Source organism: Kribbella lupini (assembly GCF_039529595.1).
Classification (GTDB): domain Bacteria; phylum Actinomycetota; class Actinomycetes; order Propionibacteriales; family Kribbellaceae; genus Kribbella; species Kribbella lupini.
Window position 1 is genome coordinate 174,055 of record NZ_BAAANC010000002.1, and the last position, 15,233, is coordinate 189,287.

Annotated in this window: 16 protein-coding genes; 6 read left to right on the top strand and 10 right to left on the bottom strand. The window is 69.6% G+C overall.

From position 1 onward, the window contains the following. Nucleotides 1–23: 23 nt before the first annotated feature. From ABD235_RS13995 to ABD235_RS14030, 8 genes are all read right to left on the bottom strand, one after another. Nucleotides 24–362, bottom strand: coding sequence for a hypothetical protein (locus tag ABD235_RS13995; protein ID WP_344174093.1), 339 nt, complete (start codon nucleotides 360–362; stop codon nucleotides 24–26). Further along, entirely contained in the window at nucleotides 349–642 is a 294-nt protein-coding gene (locus tag ABD235_RS14000) for a hypothetical protein (RefSeq protein WP_344174095.1), read from the bottom strand. Before ABD235_RS14000 ends, ABD235_RS13995 begins: the two co-directional genes overlap by 14 nt. Continuing rightward, on the bottom strand, nucleotides 642–1,871 hold the full coding sequence (locus ABD235_RS14005; protein WP_344174098.1) for an NRAMP family divalent metal transporter: 1,230 nt from the start codon (nucleotides 1,869–1,871) through the stop codon (nucleotides 642–644). Before ABD235_RS14005 ends, ABD235_RS14000 begins: the two co-directional genes overlap by 1 nt. Further along, nucleotides 1,868–2,284, bottom strand: a complete 417-nt coding sequence (locus ABD235_RS14010) for a hypothetical protein (RefSeq protein WP_344174100.1) — start codon at nucleotides 2,282–2,284, stop codon at nucleotides 1,868–1,870. Before ABD235_RS14010 ends, ABD235_RS14005 begins: the two co-directional genes overlap by 4 nt. Before the next feature lie 73 nt (nucleotides 2,285–2,357). Then, nucleotides 2,358–2,837, bottom strand: a complete 480-nt coding sequence (locus tag ABD235_RS14015; protein ID WP_344174102.1) for a hypothetical protein — start codon at nucleotides 2,835–2,837, stop codon at nucleotides 2,358–2,360. Next, complete coding sequence (locus tag ABD235_RS14020) at nucleotides 2,837–3,376, bottom strand: isochorismatase family protein (protein WP_344174104.1); 540 nt, start codon at nucleotides 3,374–3,376, stop codon at nucleotides 2,837–2,839. The genes ABD235_RS14015 and ABD235_RS14020 overlap by 1 nt, the downstream gene beginning before the upstream one ends. Nucleotides 3,377–3,553: 177 nt before the next feature. Then, the gene (locus ABD235_RS14025; RefSeq protein ID WP_344174107.1) at nucleotides 3,554–5,218 is read right to left on the bottom strand and encodes a family 43 glycosylhydrolase; all 1,665 of its coding nucleotides are present in this window, start codon (nucleotides 5,216–5,218) and stop codon (nucleotides 3,554–3,556) included. After that, nucleotides 5,218–8,415 carry a DUF2961 domain-containing protein gene (locus ABD235_RS14030; RefSeq protein WP_344174109.1) on the bottom strand — a complete coding sequence of 1,066 codons (3,198 nt, stop codon included), beginning with the start codon at nucleotides 8,413–8,415 and terminating at the stop codon, nucleotides 5,218–5,220. Before ABD235_RS14030 ends, ABD235_RS14025 begins: the two co-directional genes overlap by 1 nt. 204 nt (nucleotides 8,416–8,619) lie before the next feature. On the opposite strand from ABD235_RS14030, the gene gndA reads away from it, so the two are divergent. Both gndA and ABD235_RS14040 read left to right on the top strand, forming a co-directional pair. Beyond that, entirely contained in the window at nucleotides 8,620–10,056 is a 1,437-nt protein-coding gene (gene gndA, locus ABD235_RS14035) for an NADP-dependent phosphogluconate dehydrogenase (protein WP_344174111.1), read from the top strand. A 112-nt stretch (nucleotides 10,057–10,168) separates the two neighbouring features. Continuing rightward, complete coding sequence (locus ABD235_RS14040; protein ID WP_344174114.1) at nucleotides 10,169–10,714, top strand: DUF6319 family protein; 546 nt, start codon at nucleotides 10,169–10,171, stop codon at nucleotides 10,712–10,714. Nucleotides 10,715–10,923: 209 nt separating this feature from the next. Here the strand turns inward: ABD235_RS14040 and ABD235_RS14045 are convergent, their stop codons facing one another. Further along, complete coding sequence (locus ABD235_RS14045) at nucleotides 10,924–11,046, bottom strand: hypothetical protein (RefSeq protein WP_344174116.1); 123 nt, start codon at nucleotides 11,044–11,046, stop codon at nucleotides 10,924–10,926. A gap of 93 nt (nucleotides 11,047–11,139) precedes the next feature. Here ABD235_RS14045 and ABD235_RS14050 point away from each other — a divergent pair, with 93 nt between their 5' ends. From ABD235_RS14050 to ABD235_RS14065, 4 genes are all read left to right on the top strand, one after another. Next, the gene (locus ABD235_RS14050) at nucleotides 11,140–11,709 is read left to right on the top strand and encodes a DUF6817 domain-containing protein (RefSeq protein WP_344174118.1); all 570 of its coding nucleotides are present in this window, start codon (nucleotides 11,140–11,142) and stop codon (nucleotides 11,707–11,709) included. A gap of 83 nt (nucleotides 11,710–11,792) precedes the next feature. Beyond that, nucleotides 11,793–12,185 carry a hypothetical protein gene (locus ABD235_RS14055; RefSeq protein WP_344174120.1) on the top strand — a complete coding sequence of 131 codons (393 nt, stop codon included), beginning with the start codon at nucleotides 11,793–11,795 and terminating at the stop codon, nucleotides 12,183–12,185. Between the two features lie 11 nt (nucleotides 12,186–12,196). After that, complete coding sequence (locus ABD235_RS14060) at nucleotides 12,197–12,847, top strand: class I SAM-dependent DNA methyltransferase (protein WP_344174123.1); 651 nt, start codon at nucleotides 12,197–12,199, stop codon at nucleotides 12,845–12,847. 194 nt (nucleotides 12,848–13,041) lie between these two features. After that, complete coding sequence (locus ABD235_RS14065; protein ID WP_344174125.1) at nucleotides 13,042–13,560, top strand: glyoxalase superfamily protein; 519 nt, start codon at nucleotides 13,042–13,044, stop codon at nucleotides 13,558–13,560. Nucleotides 13,561–13,847: 287 nt separating this feature from the next. Here the strand turns inward: ABD235_RS14065 and ABD235_RS14070 are convergent, their stop codons facing one another. Continuing rightward, nucleotides 13,848–15,116, bottom strand: coding sequence for a bifunctional transcriptional activator/DNA repair enzyme AdaA (locus ABD235_RS14070; protein ID WP_344174127.1), 1,269 nt, complete (start codon nucleotides 15,114–15,116; stop codon nucleotides 13,848–13,850). Between the last annotated feature and the right edge of the window lie 117 nt (nucleotides 15,117–15,233).

Here is a 15,233-nt window from a genome sequence, read left to right on the forward strand (position 1 = left end):
CGCCCGTCTGGGCGCGGTCCGGGTCAGTACCTGGCGACGTCGTCGAGCGACCTGAGCTCGCCCCGCCCGCGGCGGATCGAGACCGTCTCCGCGACCTCGGCGACGTCGGACCAGGGCAGGTACCAGACCGCGCCGAGCCGGCGGTGGACCAGCCAGCGCAGCAGCGCCGGGCCGACGCGGCGTTCGTACCCGAACAACCGCGTCGAGCGCTTCTCCACCACGATCAGGCCGTCGATCCGCAGCGCGGCCTGCCGGGAGGCGAGCAGCGGTCCGTCCTGCACCAGCCGGACATCGGCCACGCCGCCGATCTCCTGGCCGTCGGCATCGATCACGCGGCGTCCGAGCAACTCATTCAGTCGCATCGCCGGCTCCTGGGATCCGCCCGATCAGGTGCTGCTCGACCCACTCGTCGTGCCGGTCGAGGTCGAGGTCCTGGTTGAGGATCTTCACCGCCGACTCGATCTCGACGACCTGGTTCGCCGGGATCGACCGGCCGCCCGAGATCAGCGCGGTGACCACCGGCACCTCGGCGTCGAGGTCGAGCTCGACGTCGTCGATCTTGCCGAGCATGCGCCCGGTGTGCAGGTCGAGCAGCTGCCGGTCCAGCAGGTGCAGCTGCGCGTGCAGTACCCGTCCACTCATCACTGCCCCGCCTTCGTCACGATCATCAACGGAATCGCCGCGATCGACGCCACCAGCAACAACCCGAGGTAGACCAGCGCGAGGAAGTTGCGCACGGCCCCGTTCTTGGCCGTCCCCATGTAGTCGGGGTCGTTGGCAACGATCAGGATCGGCAGGTAGGTCAGCGGCAGGGCCATCGCGGCGAACACCACCGAGTACTCGGTCACCTTCACCGGGTCGACCGCGGTCAGCAGGGTCAGCACCGACAGCAGCAGGCAGATGACGATCACCAGGTGGAACCGCGACGCCTGCCGCGGCCGGACGAACTTGCCCCACTGCCAGCCGCGGTACTGCGCGATCGTGTACCCGCAGGACAGCGCGGTCTCCAGCGCGGCGCCGAAGGTCGCCGCGAAGATCCCGATCAGCACGACGGCCAGGCCGACCTTCCCGAGCGCGACCGCGGTCGGCAGCGCGACCTGGCCGAGGGTGCTCACCTGGATCCCGGCCGGCAGGAACAGCACGGCCGTGCAGCCGGCGATCGCCAGCGACAGCAGCCCGCCGAGCGGGAACCCGATGAAGACGTTCGCCCGCTCGGTCGCCAGGTCCCGCCGCGTCCATTTCTCCTCGACGCCGCCGGAGGAGAAGAAGAACACCTCGTACGGCGTCATCGCGGCACCGAACAGCGCGATCGCGTAGTACGCGTACGTCGCCCACGACTCGTGGCCGATCGGGCGCGGGCTGGTCGCCTGGTGCAGGAGCTGACCCCAGTCCGGGCCGACCTTCCACAGCGCGACGGCGAACACGATCAGCAGCAGCCCGAGCAGGCCGAAGGTGGTCTCGAGCTTGGAGAACTTGACCCGCCAGATCACCATCCAGACCGCGAACGCGGCCAGCGGCATCCACAGCAGGTAGTTCACGCCGCTGGCCAGCTCGAACGCGAGCGCGACGCCGCCGATCTCCGCGATCAGCGTCAGCACCGTGACGAGGAACGACGAGACCAGCGTGACGAGCCCGGTCCGTCGGCCGAGGCGCTCGCGGATCAGGTCGAAGACCGGCCGGCCCGACATCGCGACCACGCGGCCGGCCATGTCGGCGTACAGGCAGATCCCGATCACGCCGACCACGACCACCCAGGCCAGGTGCATCCCGAACCGCGCGCCGACGAGCGCGTTGGTGACCAGGTCCCCGATGTCGACGAACCCGCCGATCGCGGTCAGGATCCCGAGGGTGACGGCGAGGAGCTTCTTCACCGCGCCAGCTCCGTCAGTTGCTGCGCACTCTTCTCCAGTACGCCGACCTGCCGCGCCGCCGCGGAGGTGTCGTTGTTCGTGAGCGCGATCCGGACGGTCGTCACCGCCTTCGCGGCGTCGTCCAGGGCCTTGCTGTACTCGTCGTAGAGCCTCTGGGCCTCGTCGGTCTCGGGCTGCTGGCTGTCGAACCCGGAGACGATCCCGTCCAGCGCCTTCTCCGAGTCGGCCACCAACTGGTTGGCCGGTTGCGCCCAGACGTTCCCCTCCAGCAGTTGCTGCACTGCCACTCGCGCCGTCCCCACCTCGGCCGCAGCCTCTCGAGCAGCCTGCGCGCCGGCGTCCTGAAGCTTCTGCTCAGGCCCGGCACAAGCGCTCAGGCTGACGAGCAGCAGAACCCCGAGTACCCATCGCATCCGCCGCTCCCAGGTCCGATAGTCGTGCACCCCCGCTGGTACCCATCAGCGCTGGATACAACCGCCGGGGCAACTACTTCCGGATGGCCCTGCCGACCGCCTGCTCGGACGCCCGTTCGAGGAACTCGTCGAGCCTGGCCCGCACCGACTCCCCGAGCTCGTCCAGCGAGACCCGGTCGTCGGCTTCCGACATCTCGTGCGTCGCCTCGATCGCCGCCAGCGCCAGCCGCTCCAACGCGGGGTCGCCGCACAGCAGCTTCACTTTGTAGAACGCGGCCCAGGACCGGGCGCGCAGCACGTGGCTCTCGGTCCTGAGCGGCTCGTAGTCCTCGACGTCCGGGCCGGTGACCAGCCGCTTGCGCAGGCGGGTCATGTGGGCGCGGCGCCAGTCCATCACCCGCTCGGCGAAGTCGCTGTACGCGTCGATCCGCCGGGCCCGCAGCTGCTCGTCACGCGTGAACCGCTCGGTCCGGCTCTGCGCGAGCCGCTGGAAGAGGAAGGAGGTCGCCGCCCCGACGACCGTACCGACGATCGCGATCCAGGCAGTCCCCATCAGTCGGTGGTCGGGCTGAGCGCGGCGACGTACTCGGCGCCGGTGGTCGCCGTGCCGAAGCGGGGGAAGACGTACGAGACGGCGAAGTCGTGGGCCTTGGCGTCGAGGCCGGTCATCGCGTCGGTGAGGTAGACGGTGGCGTAGCCGAGGTCGTCGGCGGCGCGTCCGGTGGACTCGACGCCGAAGTTGGTCGCGATGCCGGCCAACGCGATCGTCTCGATGTCGCGGGCCCGAAGCGCCTCGTCGAGCCCGGTGTTCGTGAAGGCGCCCACGGTCCGCTTGACGATCTCCAGGTCACCCGGCTGCGGATCCAGCTCGGGCGCCAGCTCGCTCCCCTCGGGCTGCACGCCCACCCCCGGCCGCTCGACCCGGACGTGCACCACCAGCCCACCGACCGACCGCGTCGCCTTCGCCAGCGCGACGCACCGATCAAGCACCTCGCGCCCGGCCAGCGGCCCGGTCTCCAGGGCGATGATCCGCGGCATCAGGTCGATCAGCACCAGCGCGGTCCGCCGCGGCTCCAAACTGAAGGAAGTCATCCTCCGACCCTAACGAGGGACCCGTGCACCGACCATCCCGCGGGCCGGGCCTGCTGGAGAAGCGCACCGGACTGCCGGTCGCGCGATCGTGAGGCGGGCGAAGCCACGCCGCTGCTCTTTCCCCCACCAAACGCCCCTGCCCCGCGCGCAGCGCGGGGCAGGGGCGTTTGGTTCGCACTACTTGAATTCAGCAGCCAGCTGATCGGCGTACTGGGTGTCCTTCTCCTTCGCCGAGAAGCCGAAGCGGAAGGTGCCGCCCTCGTACGTGCCGGGCGGAAGCGCACGACCGCCCGGTTGCCACAGCGGTTGCCACGCGACCGCGCCGTTCGGCGGGTCGTACCAGTGGTTGTCGCTCGACCACGCCGAACCCGCCTTGTACGCCGCGACGACGCTCAGCCCCGGACCCGTCGCCATCGACCACGCCGGCAGGCCCGCGACGTCCCCGTTTCGGTCGAACCCACCAGGATCACCCTGGTTGCCGAGGGCCGAGTCGACGTTCAGCGCGACCTCCCACACCGGCGCGGTCGTCGTACCGAGCACGTTCCACCGCAGTTGCGTGTCGAACGTCCTCGCGCCGAAGAAGAACGACCAGTCCGCCGTCACCGGCTCGTCGTTGAAGCTGATCCCCTTCAACGCCAGCCGATCCCCCCGAGCCTCGACCCGGGCAGCCGGCCCAGCCGTGTCCGTCGCCCCGAAGTTTCCCACCGCCAGGTACGGCGCGGTCGACCGCGACGACGAGTCCAACGCGGCCTGGTAGTTCCCACGCCCCGACGGATCGACGCCGAGCGACTTCAGCGCGGCCTTCGGTGCGCTCTGGACGTCGGCCCGGTAGTACTTGGTCGACACCACCCGCCCCTTCGTCACCTGCAACGCGTCGAAGTCGAGCGGCGCGACGTACAGCCCGCCCTTGCCCCAGCCGGCGCCCGTGACCCACCACCTGCGCCCGTCCTGCACGACCTCGGCCGCGTGCGCCGCGATCGTCCCGACCAGCTGGTCGACGGTGAACTTCAGCGGATCCTTGCTCTTGTAGACCTTGGTCGACTCGTACCCGCCGTCACAACAGACGAACAGGTACCAGTCCGACCCGCGCTGCACCACGAACGGCGACTCGGTCGGCCCACCGAACGTTCCGGTCGCCGGGTGCTGGAACGCCGTCTTCCGCTCGCTCCAGTGCCGCAGGTCGGGACTCGTGCGGTAGGCAACGATGTGGTTGCCTCCGGCGGGCGTCGAGTTGGCCGTGTAGTACATGACCCACTGGTTGCCGACCCGGTGCACCATCGGGTCCCGCCCGTCGAACCCGTCGGTGAACAACGGGTTCGCCGCCGTGTCCCGCGACCAGTTCACGAGGTCCTTGGACGTCGCCAGCTGCATCCGGTACGCCGTGTGGTCCTCGGTCCCACCCGCGTAGAACATGTAGTAGGTCCCGGCGTCGTACATCACGTACGGCGCCCAGATGTGGCTCTCCCCCGCCGCCGGATCCGCGAACAGCGCCGGCGCCTGCTTCGTCCACGGCCCGTTCGGCGTCGGCGCCGTGGCGTGCCCGAAGCTCTTCTCGTCGAGCGGGTTGGCCGGTTCGGCGTGCGTGATCGCGTAGACGTGCCAGGTCCCGGTCGCGCGGTCCTGGACGAGCGTGTGGTCGTTGTAGTACCACTGCTCGTTCTCGCCCACACTCGGGTCGTACACCTTCACGAACTTGCCCGCCGCAACGACCCGGTCCACCTGCACGTACGGCGTACTGCGCACCCGGTCCTCACCTCCGCCTCGGCCGGCCGACGCCGGCAGGGCTGCCGCGCTCAGAACGGCAGCTCCCGCCAGCGCCGCCAGGATCCTTCGCCCGCGCATCAGCCGAGCTCCAGATCCAGCAGGTCCACGCCGGCCAGGAAGTTGGTCGCCGCGGCGTTCTTCCCGGTCAGCGTGACGCTCAGCTGGTGTTTGCCCGCAGCAAGCGTCGCATTGCCCAGGTCAACCTTCTGCGTGCCGACCCCGGCCCCCTGGTACCCGTCGAACGACACCGGCGTACCGCCGTCGATCGCCAGGTCCACGATTCCGTAGTCGGCCGCCTTCGTCAGCACCGAGGACACCTTGTACGCCCCGGCCGACGGCACCGAGAACTCCAGCACCACCTTGTCACCCGCCTTCGTCCCATGGATCCACAACTGACTTCCACCCGACCAATTGACTCCACAGCAGTTGCCCTGCGGATCGACCGGTACGGTCGCCGACACAGCCGGCAGCAGCGTCTCGGCCTCGATCCGGATCGTGCTGCCCGACGTCGCCTGCGCGGCCGCGGACTTCGCACTCTCGTGTCCGGCCAGGTCGACCGCCGAGACCCGGTACGTCCAGGTCTCCTTCAGCCCGAGTCCCTTGTGCACGAAGCCCGGCACCGTGCTCGTGCCGATCAGCTTCTCGGCCGCACCGGCCTTCGCGCCGTACACCTTGTACGTCGCGATGCCGCTGTCGTCCGACGCCTCCGACCAAGTCAGCCCGATCGAGTTGTCGGTCCGCCCGGTCGCGACCAGGCCGGTCGCCGGCGCCGGCGCCTTGTGGTCGGCGTACGGGATGACGAGCGACTGCACGGCGTACGCCGCCGCCGTCCAGGCCGGTGCTCCCGCGGTCGGCCGGAGCTCGATGCTGAGCTTCGTCCGCCCGAAGGTGAGCGAGGCCGGGAGCTGGTAGTTGTCGTCCAGCCAGCGCTGGCGGTCGTTGCCGAGGGCCTGCAACCAGGTGCCCGCGTCCTTGCCGTTGACAAGCACCTTCACGGACTGCCAGGCCACGTTCTGGTCGCTGGTACGGCGCACTGTCACACCGCGGTTGACCGGGTCGATCTTCACGTCGAACTTGACCGGTGCGGTTGTCGAGCGGACCTGGTCGGTCAGCACGGTGTCGTCGTGGTCGCCCTCGTAGACCGATGTGAGGTCCTGCTGTGTACCGGAGTCGGCGTACTGGTGCTCGGCCCTGCTGCTCGCCGAACCGGTGTCGATCCGGTCCGTCTCGCGCGCCCCGAACGCGGCGCTGGTGTAGAGGAACGCGGTCGAGCCGTAGAGCGACGCGTGGTCGTTCTGCTGCCCGTGCTCGATGCCGAAGGCCAGCTGGTTCTGGAAACCGATCGAGTCGGTGATGTGCAGCCGGAACGCGCTGTCGCACTCGACCTCGCACTCGCCGGCCTTGACCTCGTGCCCGGAGTTGCCGTGGAACGGGGTCGAGTACGTGCCCTGGTTGAAGTACCAGCCCGACTCGTAGTAGTCCTCGGTCCCGGTGCCGTGGATCGCCGGGGTGCGCTCGCCGTCGACGTACACGCGCTCGTCGCCCTCGAGGTAACCGCGGGTGTTGCCGTCCGGCTGCAGTCCCTCCATGGTGTGCGAGACGCCGACGAACTTGCCGCGGCCGGTCGCCTCGGCGATCGTCCAGTCCTTGCCGTACGCCGGTTCGCCGCGGTGCGAGATCGCGGTGAAGTAGCCGCTCTTGCCGGTCAGCAGATCGACGGCCGCGCTCGCGTCCCGCGCGCTTGTCACCTCGGCCGTGCCCTGCAGCGGATACGCCGTGGTGTTGACCAGCGTGACGGTCGCGCGAGCCAGGTACGGCATCGGCCACCAGGACGAGTACCAGCCGTTCGGGTCCATCGCGAAGAACAGGCTCTTCACCGGGTTCTCGCCGAGACCGGAGCCGAAGAACTCGCCGATCGGCGCGTCCACCTGCTTCTTGCCGTCGACAACCACCTGCACCCGGACACCGGCCAGCAGCGCGTCGGAGGACTTCACCCGGGCCGCGTCGTCGGCCGTCGCGGCGTACGGCATCGAGTGCGAACCCGACCAGGCCTGCTTGTCGATCACGTACCCGTGCGCCTGCTCGTCGGCGACGTGGTTCGGGCCGACGTCGACGGTGTCCGTGCGCTTCGCCGTACCGCCGACGATCGAGTCGGCCCAGTAGGTGAACTCGTTGAAGTCCAGGTCGGAGGAGACGAACTCGTTCTTCACGGTGATCTGCGACTTGCCCGCGGTCGCGCTCGCCGGCAGCTCGACGACCTGGTCGTTCCACTGCGCGCCCTGCCCGGGGAGCGGCGCCCACTCGCCGACCTTCACGCCGTCGACCAGTACGTTCGCGCGCTGGTTGCCGATCCGCAGGTCCATCCGCCGGGTCAGCTTCACCCCGGTGTTGGCCGGGTCGAGCTTGACCGTGAACTGGCTGGAGCCGGTGAAGGCGCGGCCGTCGTCGGTGAACGCGTCGAGCTCGAGACCGACGATCTGCGGCAGCTTCAGGCGCAGTGCGCTGAGCTCGCCCGGACCGTAGCTGTCGGCAAGCGTCACCTGCTTGCCCGCGGCAAGGTTCAGCGGCTTGCTCGTGGTCCGCGCGGCCGGGTTCACGGGCTTCGGGTCCTTGGTGCCCGATGCCTGCAGCAACTTCACGACATCCTCGGCCTTGTCGGCCGGGTCGAACGTGCTCACGCCGTTCGCGTCGGGGAACTCGCGGTAGTCGACGTGGTAGAAGTACGGGTTGCTCTGGGTGGTGACCTTCATCGACTGCCTGTACGGCATCGGCACGCGGATGTAGACGCCGCCGCTGGTCTCCAGCGCGTTCGCGACCAGCGGGAAGACGAAGGGGGCGCCGAGCTTGCCGTCCACCAGGTCCTGCAGGCTCGCGTCCACCACCTTCTTGCCGTCGAGCTCGATGGTGATCCTGCCGGTCCTCGTGACGTCACCCTCGTCGCGGGTGAACCAGATCGACGCGATCTCGCCCGGACCGGCGTCCTCGGCGATCACGCAGCCGGAGGCGTCGGTGCGCAGGCACGAGTACGTGCCGTCGAAACCGTCGTTGTTGGTGCCGTCGCGGCCGAAGCTGGAGAACTGCTTGGTCCGGACGCCGTTCTGCAGCTCGGGCAGGCGGTCGAGCCGCCGGTAGACGTCCCAGCCGACCGGACCGTTGCCGCTGGACACACTCGGCGCGGCGTACGTCGTACTGGAGGCTTGGAGGGCTGTCGTGGCGGGGAGAACGAGGAGTGCTCCGAGGAGCGCCGCGGCGGTTCGTCGCAGCAACCTGGTCATAGGCGGAGACCTTCCGGGAGACCTGGGAAATCGATTTCTCAGTGTCTACCATCCGGGTCACTCGGTTGAGAAGAGTTCGATGAGCAGATTCTGGAATGAACGCGGAGTTCCACCAGTTGGTCACCCGATGGGCCATGGTGTTGCCACGGGCGACAGACTGGACCCGCAGTCCGTTCCTCCAGTCCTCACCCGCAGGAGACACCGATGAGTTCTGCTCCAGCCCAGATCGCCGTCACCGGCCTCGCCGTGATGGGCCGCAACCTGGCCCGGAACCTGGCCCGCAACGGCTTCCGCGTCGCCGTGCACAACCGGTCCCAGGGCCGCACCGACGCCCTGATCGAGGAGTTCGGCCACGAGGGCGAGTTCACCGCGGCCGCGGACCTCCCGGCGCTGGTCGAGTCGCTGGAGACGCCGCGCAAGATCATCATCATGGTCAAGGCGGGCGAGCCGACCGACGCGGTGATCGACGAACTGGTCCCGCTGCTGGACGAGGGCGACATCGTCGTCGACGCCGGCAACGCGCACTTCGCCGACACCCGCCGCCGCGAGGACGCCCTGAAGGCCAAGGGCCTGCACTTCGTCGGCGCCGGCGTCTCCGGTGGCGAGGAGGGGGCGCTGAACGGGCCGAGCATCATGCCGGGCGGATCGACGTTCGCCTACGCGGCGCTGGAGCCGATGCTGACCAAGATCGCCGCGCACGTGAACGGGGAGTCCTGCTGCGTCCACGTCGGCCCGGACGGCGCCGGCCACTTCGTCAAGATGCTGCACAACGGCATCGAGTACGCCGACATGCAGCTGATCGCGGAGGCCTACGACCTGCTCCGGCACGTGCTCGGGCTGTCCGCCCCGGAGATCGCCGACGTGTTCCGCGACTGGAACAGCGGCGACCTGGAGTCGTTCCTCATCGAGATCACCGCCGAGGTGCTGTCCCAGGTCGACGAGTCGACCGGCGGGCCGTTCGTGGACGTGGTGCTGGACCAGGCGGAGCAGAAGGGCACCGGGCGCTGGACCGTGCAGGTCGCGCTCGACCTCGGGATCCCCGTCAGCGGGATGGCCGAGGCCGTGTTCGCACGGTCGCTGTCGGGTGACGTCGTACGGCGTGAGGCGGCGGCCGGCGTACTGCCTGGTCCGGCGGGCAAGGTGTCGGTCGATCGCGACGCGTTCATCGAGGACGTGCGGCACGCGCTGTACTCGTCGAAGCTGGTGGCCTACGCGCAGGGCTTCGACGCGATCCGCGCCGCCTCCGAGCAGTACGGGTGGAACATCGACCTCGGCGCGATGGCGACGATCTGGCGCGGCGGCTGCATCATCCGGGCGCGGTTCCTGGACCGGATCAAGGAGGCGTACGACCGCGACGCGAACCTGCCGTCGCTGCTGGTCGACGACTACTTCAAGGAGGCCGTCGCGAACGGCCAGGAGGCGTGGCGCCGGGTCGTCGGCGTTGCCGCCGCGGCCGGCGTACCGGCTCCTGGCTTCTCGGCCTCGCTGTCGTACTACGACGGCCTGCGCGCGGAGCGGCTGCCGGCGGCGCTGATCCAGGGCCTGCGGGACCTGTTCGGCGCGCACACCTACCACCGCGTGGACCGCGAGGGCGCGTTCCACCTCGACTGGTCGGGTGACCGCAAGGAGCACGACGCCTGAGTCGTTGACGCGGCAGTGGGATTGGCGCTGAGATCGAACATATGTTCTACTGTTCACTCAGCGCCAGCCCGCTCCGGCGGGGACATGTTCACCCAGGGAGATCGCCGCAACGATGACCGTAGACACTTTTGCAGCTGAAGCTCAGACCGACGCCGTCGACACTCCCGCCGAGGCGATCGACACGCCGACGGACGTGACGGCTCCCGCTGCCGACGACGCCGAAGTGAAGCCTTCGTTCTCGGACGACTCGGCTCCCGCCGACGCTTCCGCTGCTGCTGACGCCTCCGCTGCTGCTGACGCCTCCGCTCCCGCTACCGCCGAGGCCACGCCGGCCCCGGTCGCCGAGAAGCCGAAGAAGGCTCCCGCGAAGAAGGCCCCGGCCAAGAAGACCAAGACCCTCGAGCTCACGCTGACCGTCACCGGCACCGCCGACGGCGAGTGGAAGGCCGAGCTGAAGCAGGGCAACAGCTACATCGCCAAGAACCTGCTCGTCGCCGCCGCGGCCGTCTCCCGCGCCGCCAAGGAGCTGCACGAGGACCTGTCCGGCCCGATCGACGAGGTCATCGACGCCGCCCGCGAGCAGCAGGCCGCCAAGGTCGCCGCCCTCGAGGCCGAGCTCGAAGCCGCCAAGCGCGCCCTCGCCGAGCTCGACGACTGACAACACCCACGATCCCGCAGCCGGACGCGGTCTTCCCCCAACTCCGGCCGTGGAACCCCTGGGCAGGGGCAGAGGCGTCCGCCCCCACCCAGACGCACTGAGGAGCATGCCGGGCCGTTGACCCCAACGGCCCGGCATGACGCGTTTCTGCCGCAGACCAGCACCCTCAGCCCCGGCCAGTCACCGGCAAGCGACCACAGCCCAGCCGGTCAGCCGACCAGCAACCTCAACCGCAGCGCGGCCACCCCAACCAGTCCCCCCATCCGGCGGAACTGGATCGGCAACGGAAGTTTTACGGCGACCCGCCCGATCCCGTGTGACGTATTCGGCACGCCGTGTCCTGGGCGGGGGGCTCCTGCGCGCCGTACCGTGTTTGCTCTGGGTTCACCTTCCGGGCCCTGGCCGCTCCGAACAGAAGAGGTCAGATGAGCACCTTCCAAGACCTGGGATCGCTGCTGCTGGTCCGCGGCGCCGACGAGCTGGATCACGCCGGCGGCACGCTCTACGTTCATCTGCACCGGGTCGCGAAGCGGCTCCGGGCGCTCGGCGCCTCCGACACCTTGGTGCTCGCCGGCCTCGCCCACGCGGCGTACGGGACCGACGGGTTCCCGACCCACCTCTTCGACTGGCAGCAGGAGCGGCCCGTCCTGGAAGCGGTGATCGGGCCGGAGGCCGAGCAGCTCGTCTACCGGTACGGCGCCTGCGAACGCGAGACCACCTGGCGCGACCTGGCCGAGCACCACACCGTCACGGACCGGTTCACCGGTACATCGGAGGAGCTCAGCACCGCCGAGCTGCGCGAGTTCGTCGACCTGACGATCGTCAACGAGCTGGACGTTCTCGACCACGCCCCGCAATTGGCCGGGAAGCTCCGGCCGTACCTGCAGGAACTCGTCCCGCGCTGGCAGTCCCTCGCCTCCCCCGCGGTCCTGGCCGACGCGGCACGGGCGCTGGAGCTGTCCCACGCGACGGGCGAGGAGCTTTCACCCGCCTAGCGTTTGAGCCGGCTTGCGCCTGAGTCCGGCAGGTCCAGGAAACCGTCCTGGAAATCGGTAGGCCTTCGACGCATGATCAATACATGGCTCAGTACGAAGTGATCGCCCGCACCCGGCTCGCCCGGCGCCTGACCACGTCCGCCTACCTAGACCTGGCCCTCGACTCCCCGAAGCTCGACAAGGGCATGCGTTTCGTCCGGACCGAAGAGCTCCCGGACGGCCAGGTGGCCGTCGTACTCCAGCACAAGTCCAGCCCGCGCAAGCACGATCTCGCGGCCGCCACGGCCAACCGCACACTCGCCCAGCTCGGCATCCCGGCCGCTGAGGTCCAGCAACTGGACCTCGTACGGCTCACCAAGCACGGCCGCGCTCTGGTCCGGTCCTGGAAGCAGTACCCCGGCGACCCGTCCGGAGACCGCGAGCCCCGCCGCCCGCACCCGACTCCGCCGACCCTGCGCGCCACCAGGGATCACTAACATCCGGCAGCATGACTGCCTCCCGCATCGACCAACCGGCTGACCTCGACACCGTCAGGACCTCGTACGACCGCGTCGCGGACAAGTACGTCGAGCTGAATCTCGGTGACCTCACGACGTACCCGTGGCTGCGCGCCGCGATCGACGGCTTCGCGGCCGCGGTCCACGGCCTCGGCCCGGTGCTCGATGTCGGCTGCGGCCCGGGCGACGTCACCGCGTACCTGGCCGAGCGCGGGCTCGACGTCTCCGGGGTCGATCTGTCCGCCCGGATGATCGAGCACGCCCGGCGATTGCACCCCGGCCAGCAGTTCGCCGTCGCGTCAGCCACCGAGCTGGAACTGGCGGATTCGTCGTACGGCGGGATCCTCGGCTGGTGGTCGTTGTTCAACCTGCCTCGCGAGGTCCTCCCGCAGGTGCTGCAGTCCTTCGCCCGCGCCCTGGTCCCCGGCGGCCACCTCATCCTGGGCATGCACCAAGGCGACGGCGAGCTCGTCCGAACCGAGGCGTACGGCGGTGTGCCGGTCGCATGGACCACCTACCTCTGGCAGCCCGACGAGCTCTGGGCGTTGCTGGCCTCCGCAGGCTTCGATTCGGTCGCCGACCTCAGGCTCTCCCAGAGCGTCGCCGGAGTTCCGTCGTTGGTGCTGGTGGCGCGGGTCTAACTGCTGATGGGCTCCCTTGGTCGACAGGCTTGGTGTTACCGTGAAGACGGCTTTGGTGTGGCCTGCCGCTCGCGCCCCTTTCCGGGGTTTGGTGAAGCACACCGTGTGAACTCTTCGGTGGATCCGGCTTTCGAAGCGGTCCTGAATCCGACAACGCGAGCACCGGACTGGTGGGGCCGTACGGAAGGCCGTTCATGAGTGTGGAGAACGCGAAAACGCTCGCGCGGAGATTGCGTGGGGACCTTGCCGCCGCCGGCGTCGAGATCTCGCACAGCTTGGCGCTGGAACTGGTGGCGCATCAGCAGGGCGCCAAGGACTGGAACGTCCTCGCGGCCGGCGGGTCGGCCCGGGTGGCGGCGGGGCCGAGCGTGCCGGTACTGCGGGTGATGTCGATGGAGGTCGCGTTGCCGTTCTACGTCGGCTTCCTCGGGTTCACGCTGGACTGGGAACACCGGTTCGACGTCGGGATGCCGGTGTACGCGCAGGTGTCGTGGGCGTCGGCGACGGTGCATCTGTCCGAGCACCACGGCGACGGGAGTCCGCACGGCGTGGTGTGGATTCCTGTTGCCGACGTCAACGAACTGCATCAGCGGCTGCACGCACAGGCCGATCAGCCGCTACGGCCGGGGATCGATGTGGATGCGCCGGGCGGACCGACGCTCGAGGTGATTGATCCGTACGGGAACGTACTACGGTTCGCGGAAACGCTGTAGTTGTTGAGGTTCCCCGTCCACGGCCGGGGCACCTCGGCGGCGGCCGTCGCCCCGGCTACGGGCGGGCACACACCGGCGGCGTTGGCGCCTCGGCCTCGGGCAGCGCAGCCCGGCAGCAGCCGGCACCTCGTCCACGGCCGGGGCACCTCGGGCTTGCCCGCGGGGTGCACCGGCTCACGTGGTGAGGTAAGTGGCGGCGAGAGCTTGGCGAGGGTGCCAGCTTGCCGGCAGCCGGCACCTCGTCTACCGCCGGGGCGCCTCGGGCTTCGCCCTCGCGGTGCACCGGCTCACGTGGTGAGGTAGGTCGCGGCGAGAGCTTGGTGGGGGTGCCAGCTTGCCGGTTCGGCGTACAGGCTTGGTGGAAACGCGTCCTGGTGGCCGAGGCGGAGGGCGATGGTGTGCGCGGTGTCGGCGGTGAGGCCGGGGATGCTGGTGAGGTTGGCGATCAGGGTGTCCAGGGGTTGATCGAGGAAGGCTGGGTCGGCTACGCAGGATTCGGCCATCAGCTGTGGGAGGCCGGTCGCGCTTTGGAGCGCCTCGGCCGACGGGAAGAGATGCGTGAGGCCGTGCGGCAGCCCGGGGACGGGGTGACCGAACTCTTCGACCAGCCCACCGGCCAAACCGCGTGCCTCCTCGCGGGAGTTGCCTTGGGCAAGGGCTGACTGCACGGCAGCCTCCAGCGGTCCCCAGGCGCCGGGGACGCGGAGGCCCGGGCGGCGTCGTACGAGCGGTCCCAGGACCGGATCCTGCGCGAGTTCAGCCGGCGCGGTGTCGAGGCCGACCATCCGGGCAGCGCGTTCGACGACGTGGATCAGGCCTTCCCAGTATGGAAGATGAGCGCGGAGGATCAGGTGGTCGCCATCGCCCGCAGTCAGCTCGAGCAGGCCAGGGCCGCCGTCGAGAGCGATGGTCCGGCGGTAGGTGCCATCGGCAACTGATTCGACGCCGGGGATCGCGCGGGCCGCGAAGAAGGCGAGCATCGCCTGCCAGTCGTACGGCGGTTGGTACGGGAGCCGCATCACCAACCCGCCGTCCGCGGTCAGCCGATCAGCTCGCCGCCGGCGATCACGCAACTCGCGCGGCGCGGCGCGGAACACCTGCCGCATCTCCCGGTTGAACTGCCGCAAACTCCCGAAGCCGGACGCGAACGCGATGTCCGCGACGGTCAGATCCGAGTCGTCCAGCAGCCGCCGCGCGAAATGCGCCCGCCGGGACCGCGCAAGCTGGTCGGGCGTCACCCCGAGGTGATCCCGAAACATCCGCCGCAGATGCCGCGGCGACACCGCCAGCCGCTCCCCGAGCGCGACCTCGGTCCCATCGTCGAGCACGCCGTCGATGATCAACTGCACCGCCCGGCACACCATCTCCGGCGCCCGAGCATCGACCGGCGAAGCCACCCGGTACGGCCGGCACCGCAAACAAGCCCGAAACCCAGCCGCCTCCGCAGCCGCCGCCAGTTCGAACGTCCGCACGTTCTCCGCCAGGGGTTTCGCCCCACACCCCGGCCGACAGTAGATCCCCGTAGTCACCACCGCCGAGTACGTCGTCACACCCACAGGTATAGGCCATCCCCAGCCCCCCAACCAGCCATATCCGGACCAGTGGGGAAAGGGAGGGAGAGGAAGCCCGGCCGCCCCGACGGCTACGGGGCTTCGCCCCGTGCCCGCTCGTCC

Coding starts and splice junctions, on each gene's coding strand:
- ABD235_RS14000 (WP_344174095.1), bottom strand. CDS start 642: ATGAGTGGACGGGTACTGCACGCGCAGCTGCACCTGCTGGACCGGCAG.
- ABD235_RS14015 (WP_344174102.1), bottom strand. CDS start 2,837: ATGGGGACTGCCTGGATCGCGATCGTCGGTACGGTCGTCGGGGCGGCG.
- ABD235_RS14050 (WP_344174118.1), top strand. CDS start 11,140: ATGAGCACCTTCCAAGACCTGGGATCGCTGCTGCTGGTCCGCGGCGCC.
- ABD235_RS14040 (WP_344174114.1), top strand. CDS start 10,169: ATGACCGTAGACACTTTTGCAGCTGAAGCTCAGACCGACGCCGTCGAC.
- ABD235_RS14060 (WP_344174123.1), top strand. CDS start 12,197: ATGACTGCCTCCCGCATCGACCAACCGGCTGACCTCGACACCGTCAGG.
- ABD235_RS14020 (WP_344174104.1), bottom strand. CDS start 3,376: ATGACTTCCTTCAGTTTGGAGCCGCGGCGGACCGCGCTGGTGCTGATC.
- ABD235_RS14055 (WP_344174120.1), top strand. CDS start 11,793: ATGGCTCAGTACGAAGTGATCGCCCGCACCCGGCTCGCCCGGCGCCTG.
- ABD235_RS14030 (WP_344174109.1), bottom strand. CDS start 8,415: ATGACCAGGTTGCTGCGACGAACCGCCGCGGCGCTCCTCGGAGCACTC.
- gndA (WP_344174111.1), top strand. CDS start 8,620: ATGAGTTCTGCTCCAGCCCAGATCGCCGTCACCGGCCTCGCCGTGATG.
- ABD235_RS14025 (WP_344174107.1), bottom strand. CDS start 5,218: ATGCGCGGGCGAAGGATCCTGGCGGCGCTGGCGGGAGCTGCCGTTCTG.
- ABD235_RS13995 (WP_344174093.1), bottom strand. CDS start 362: ATGCGACTGAATGAGTTGCTCGGACGCCGCGTGATCGATGCCGACGGC.
- ABD235_RS14010 (WP_344174100.1), bottom strand. CDS start 2,284: ATGCGATGGGTACTCGGGGTTCTGCTGCTCGTCAGCCTGAGCGCTTGT.
- ABD235_RS14065 (WP_344174125.1), top strand. CDS start 13,042: ATGAGTGTGGAGAACGCGAAAACGCTCGCGCGGAGATTGCGTGGGGAC.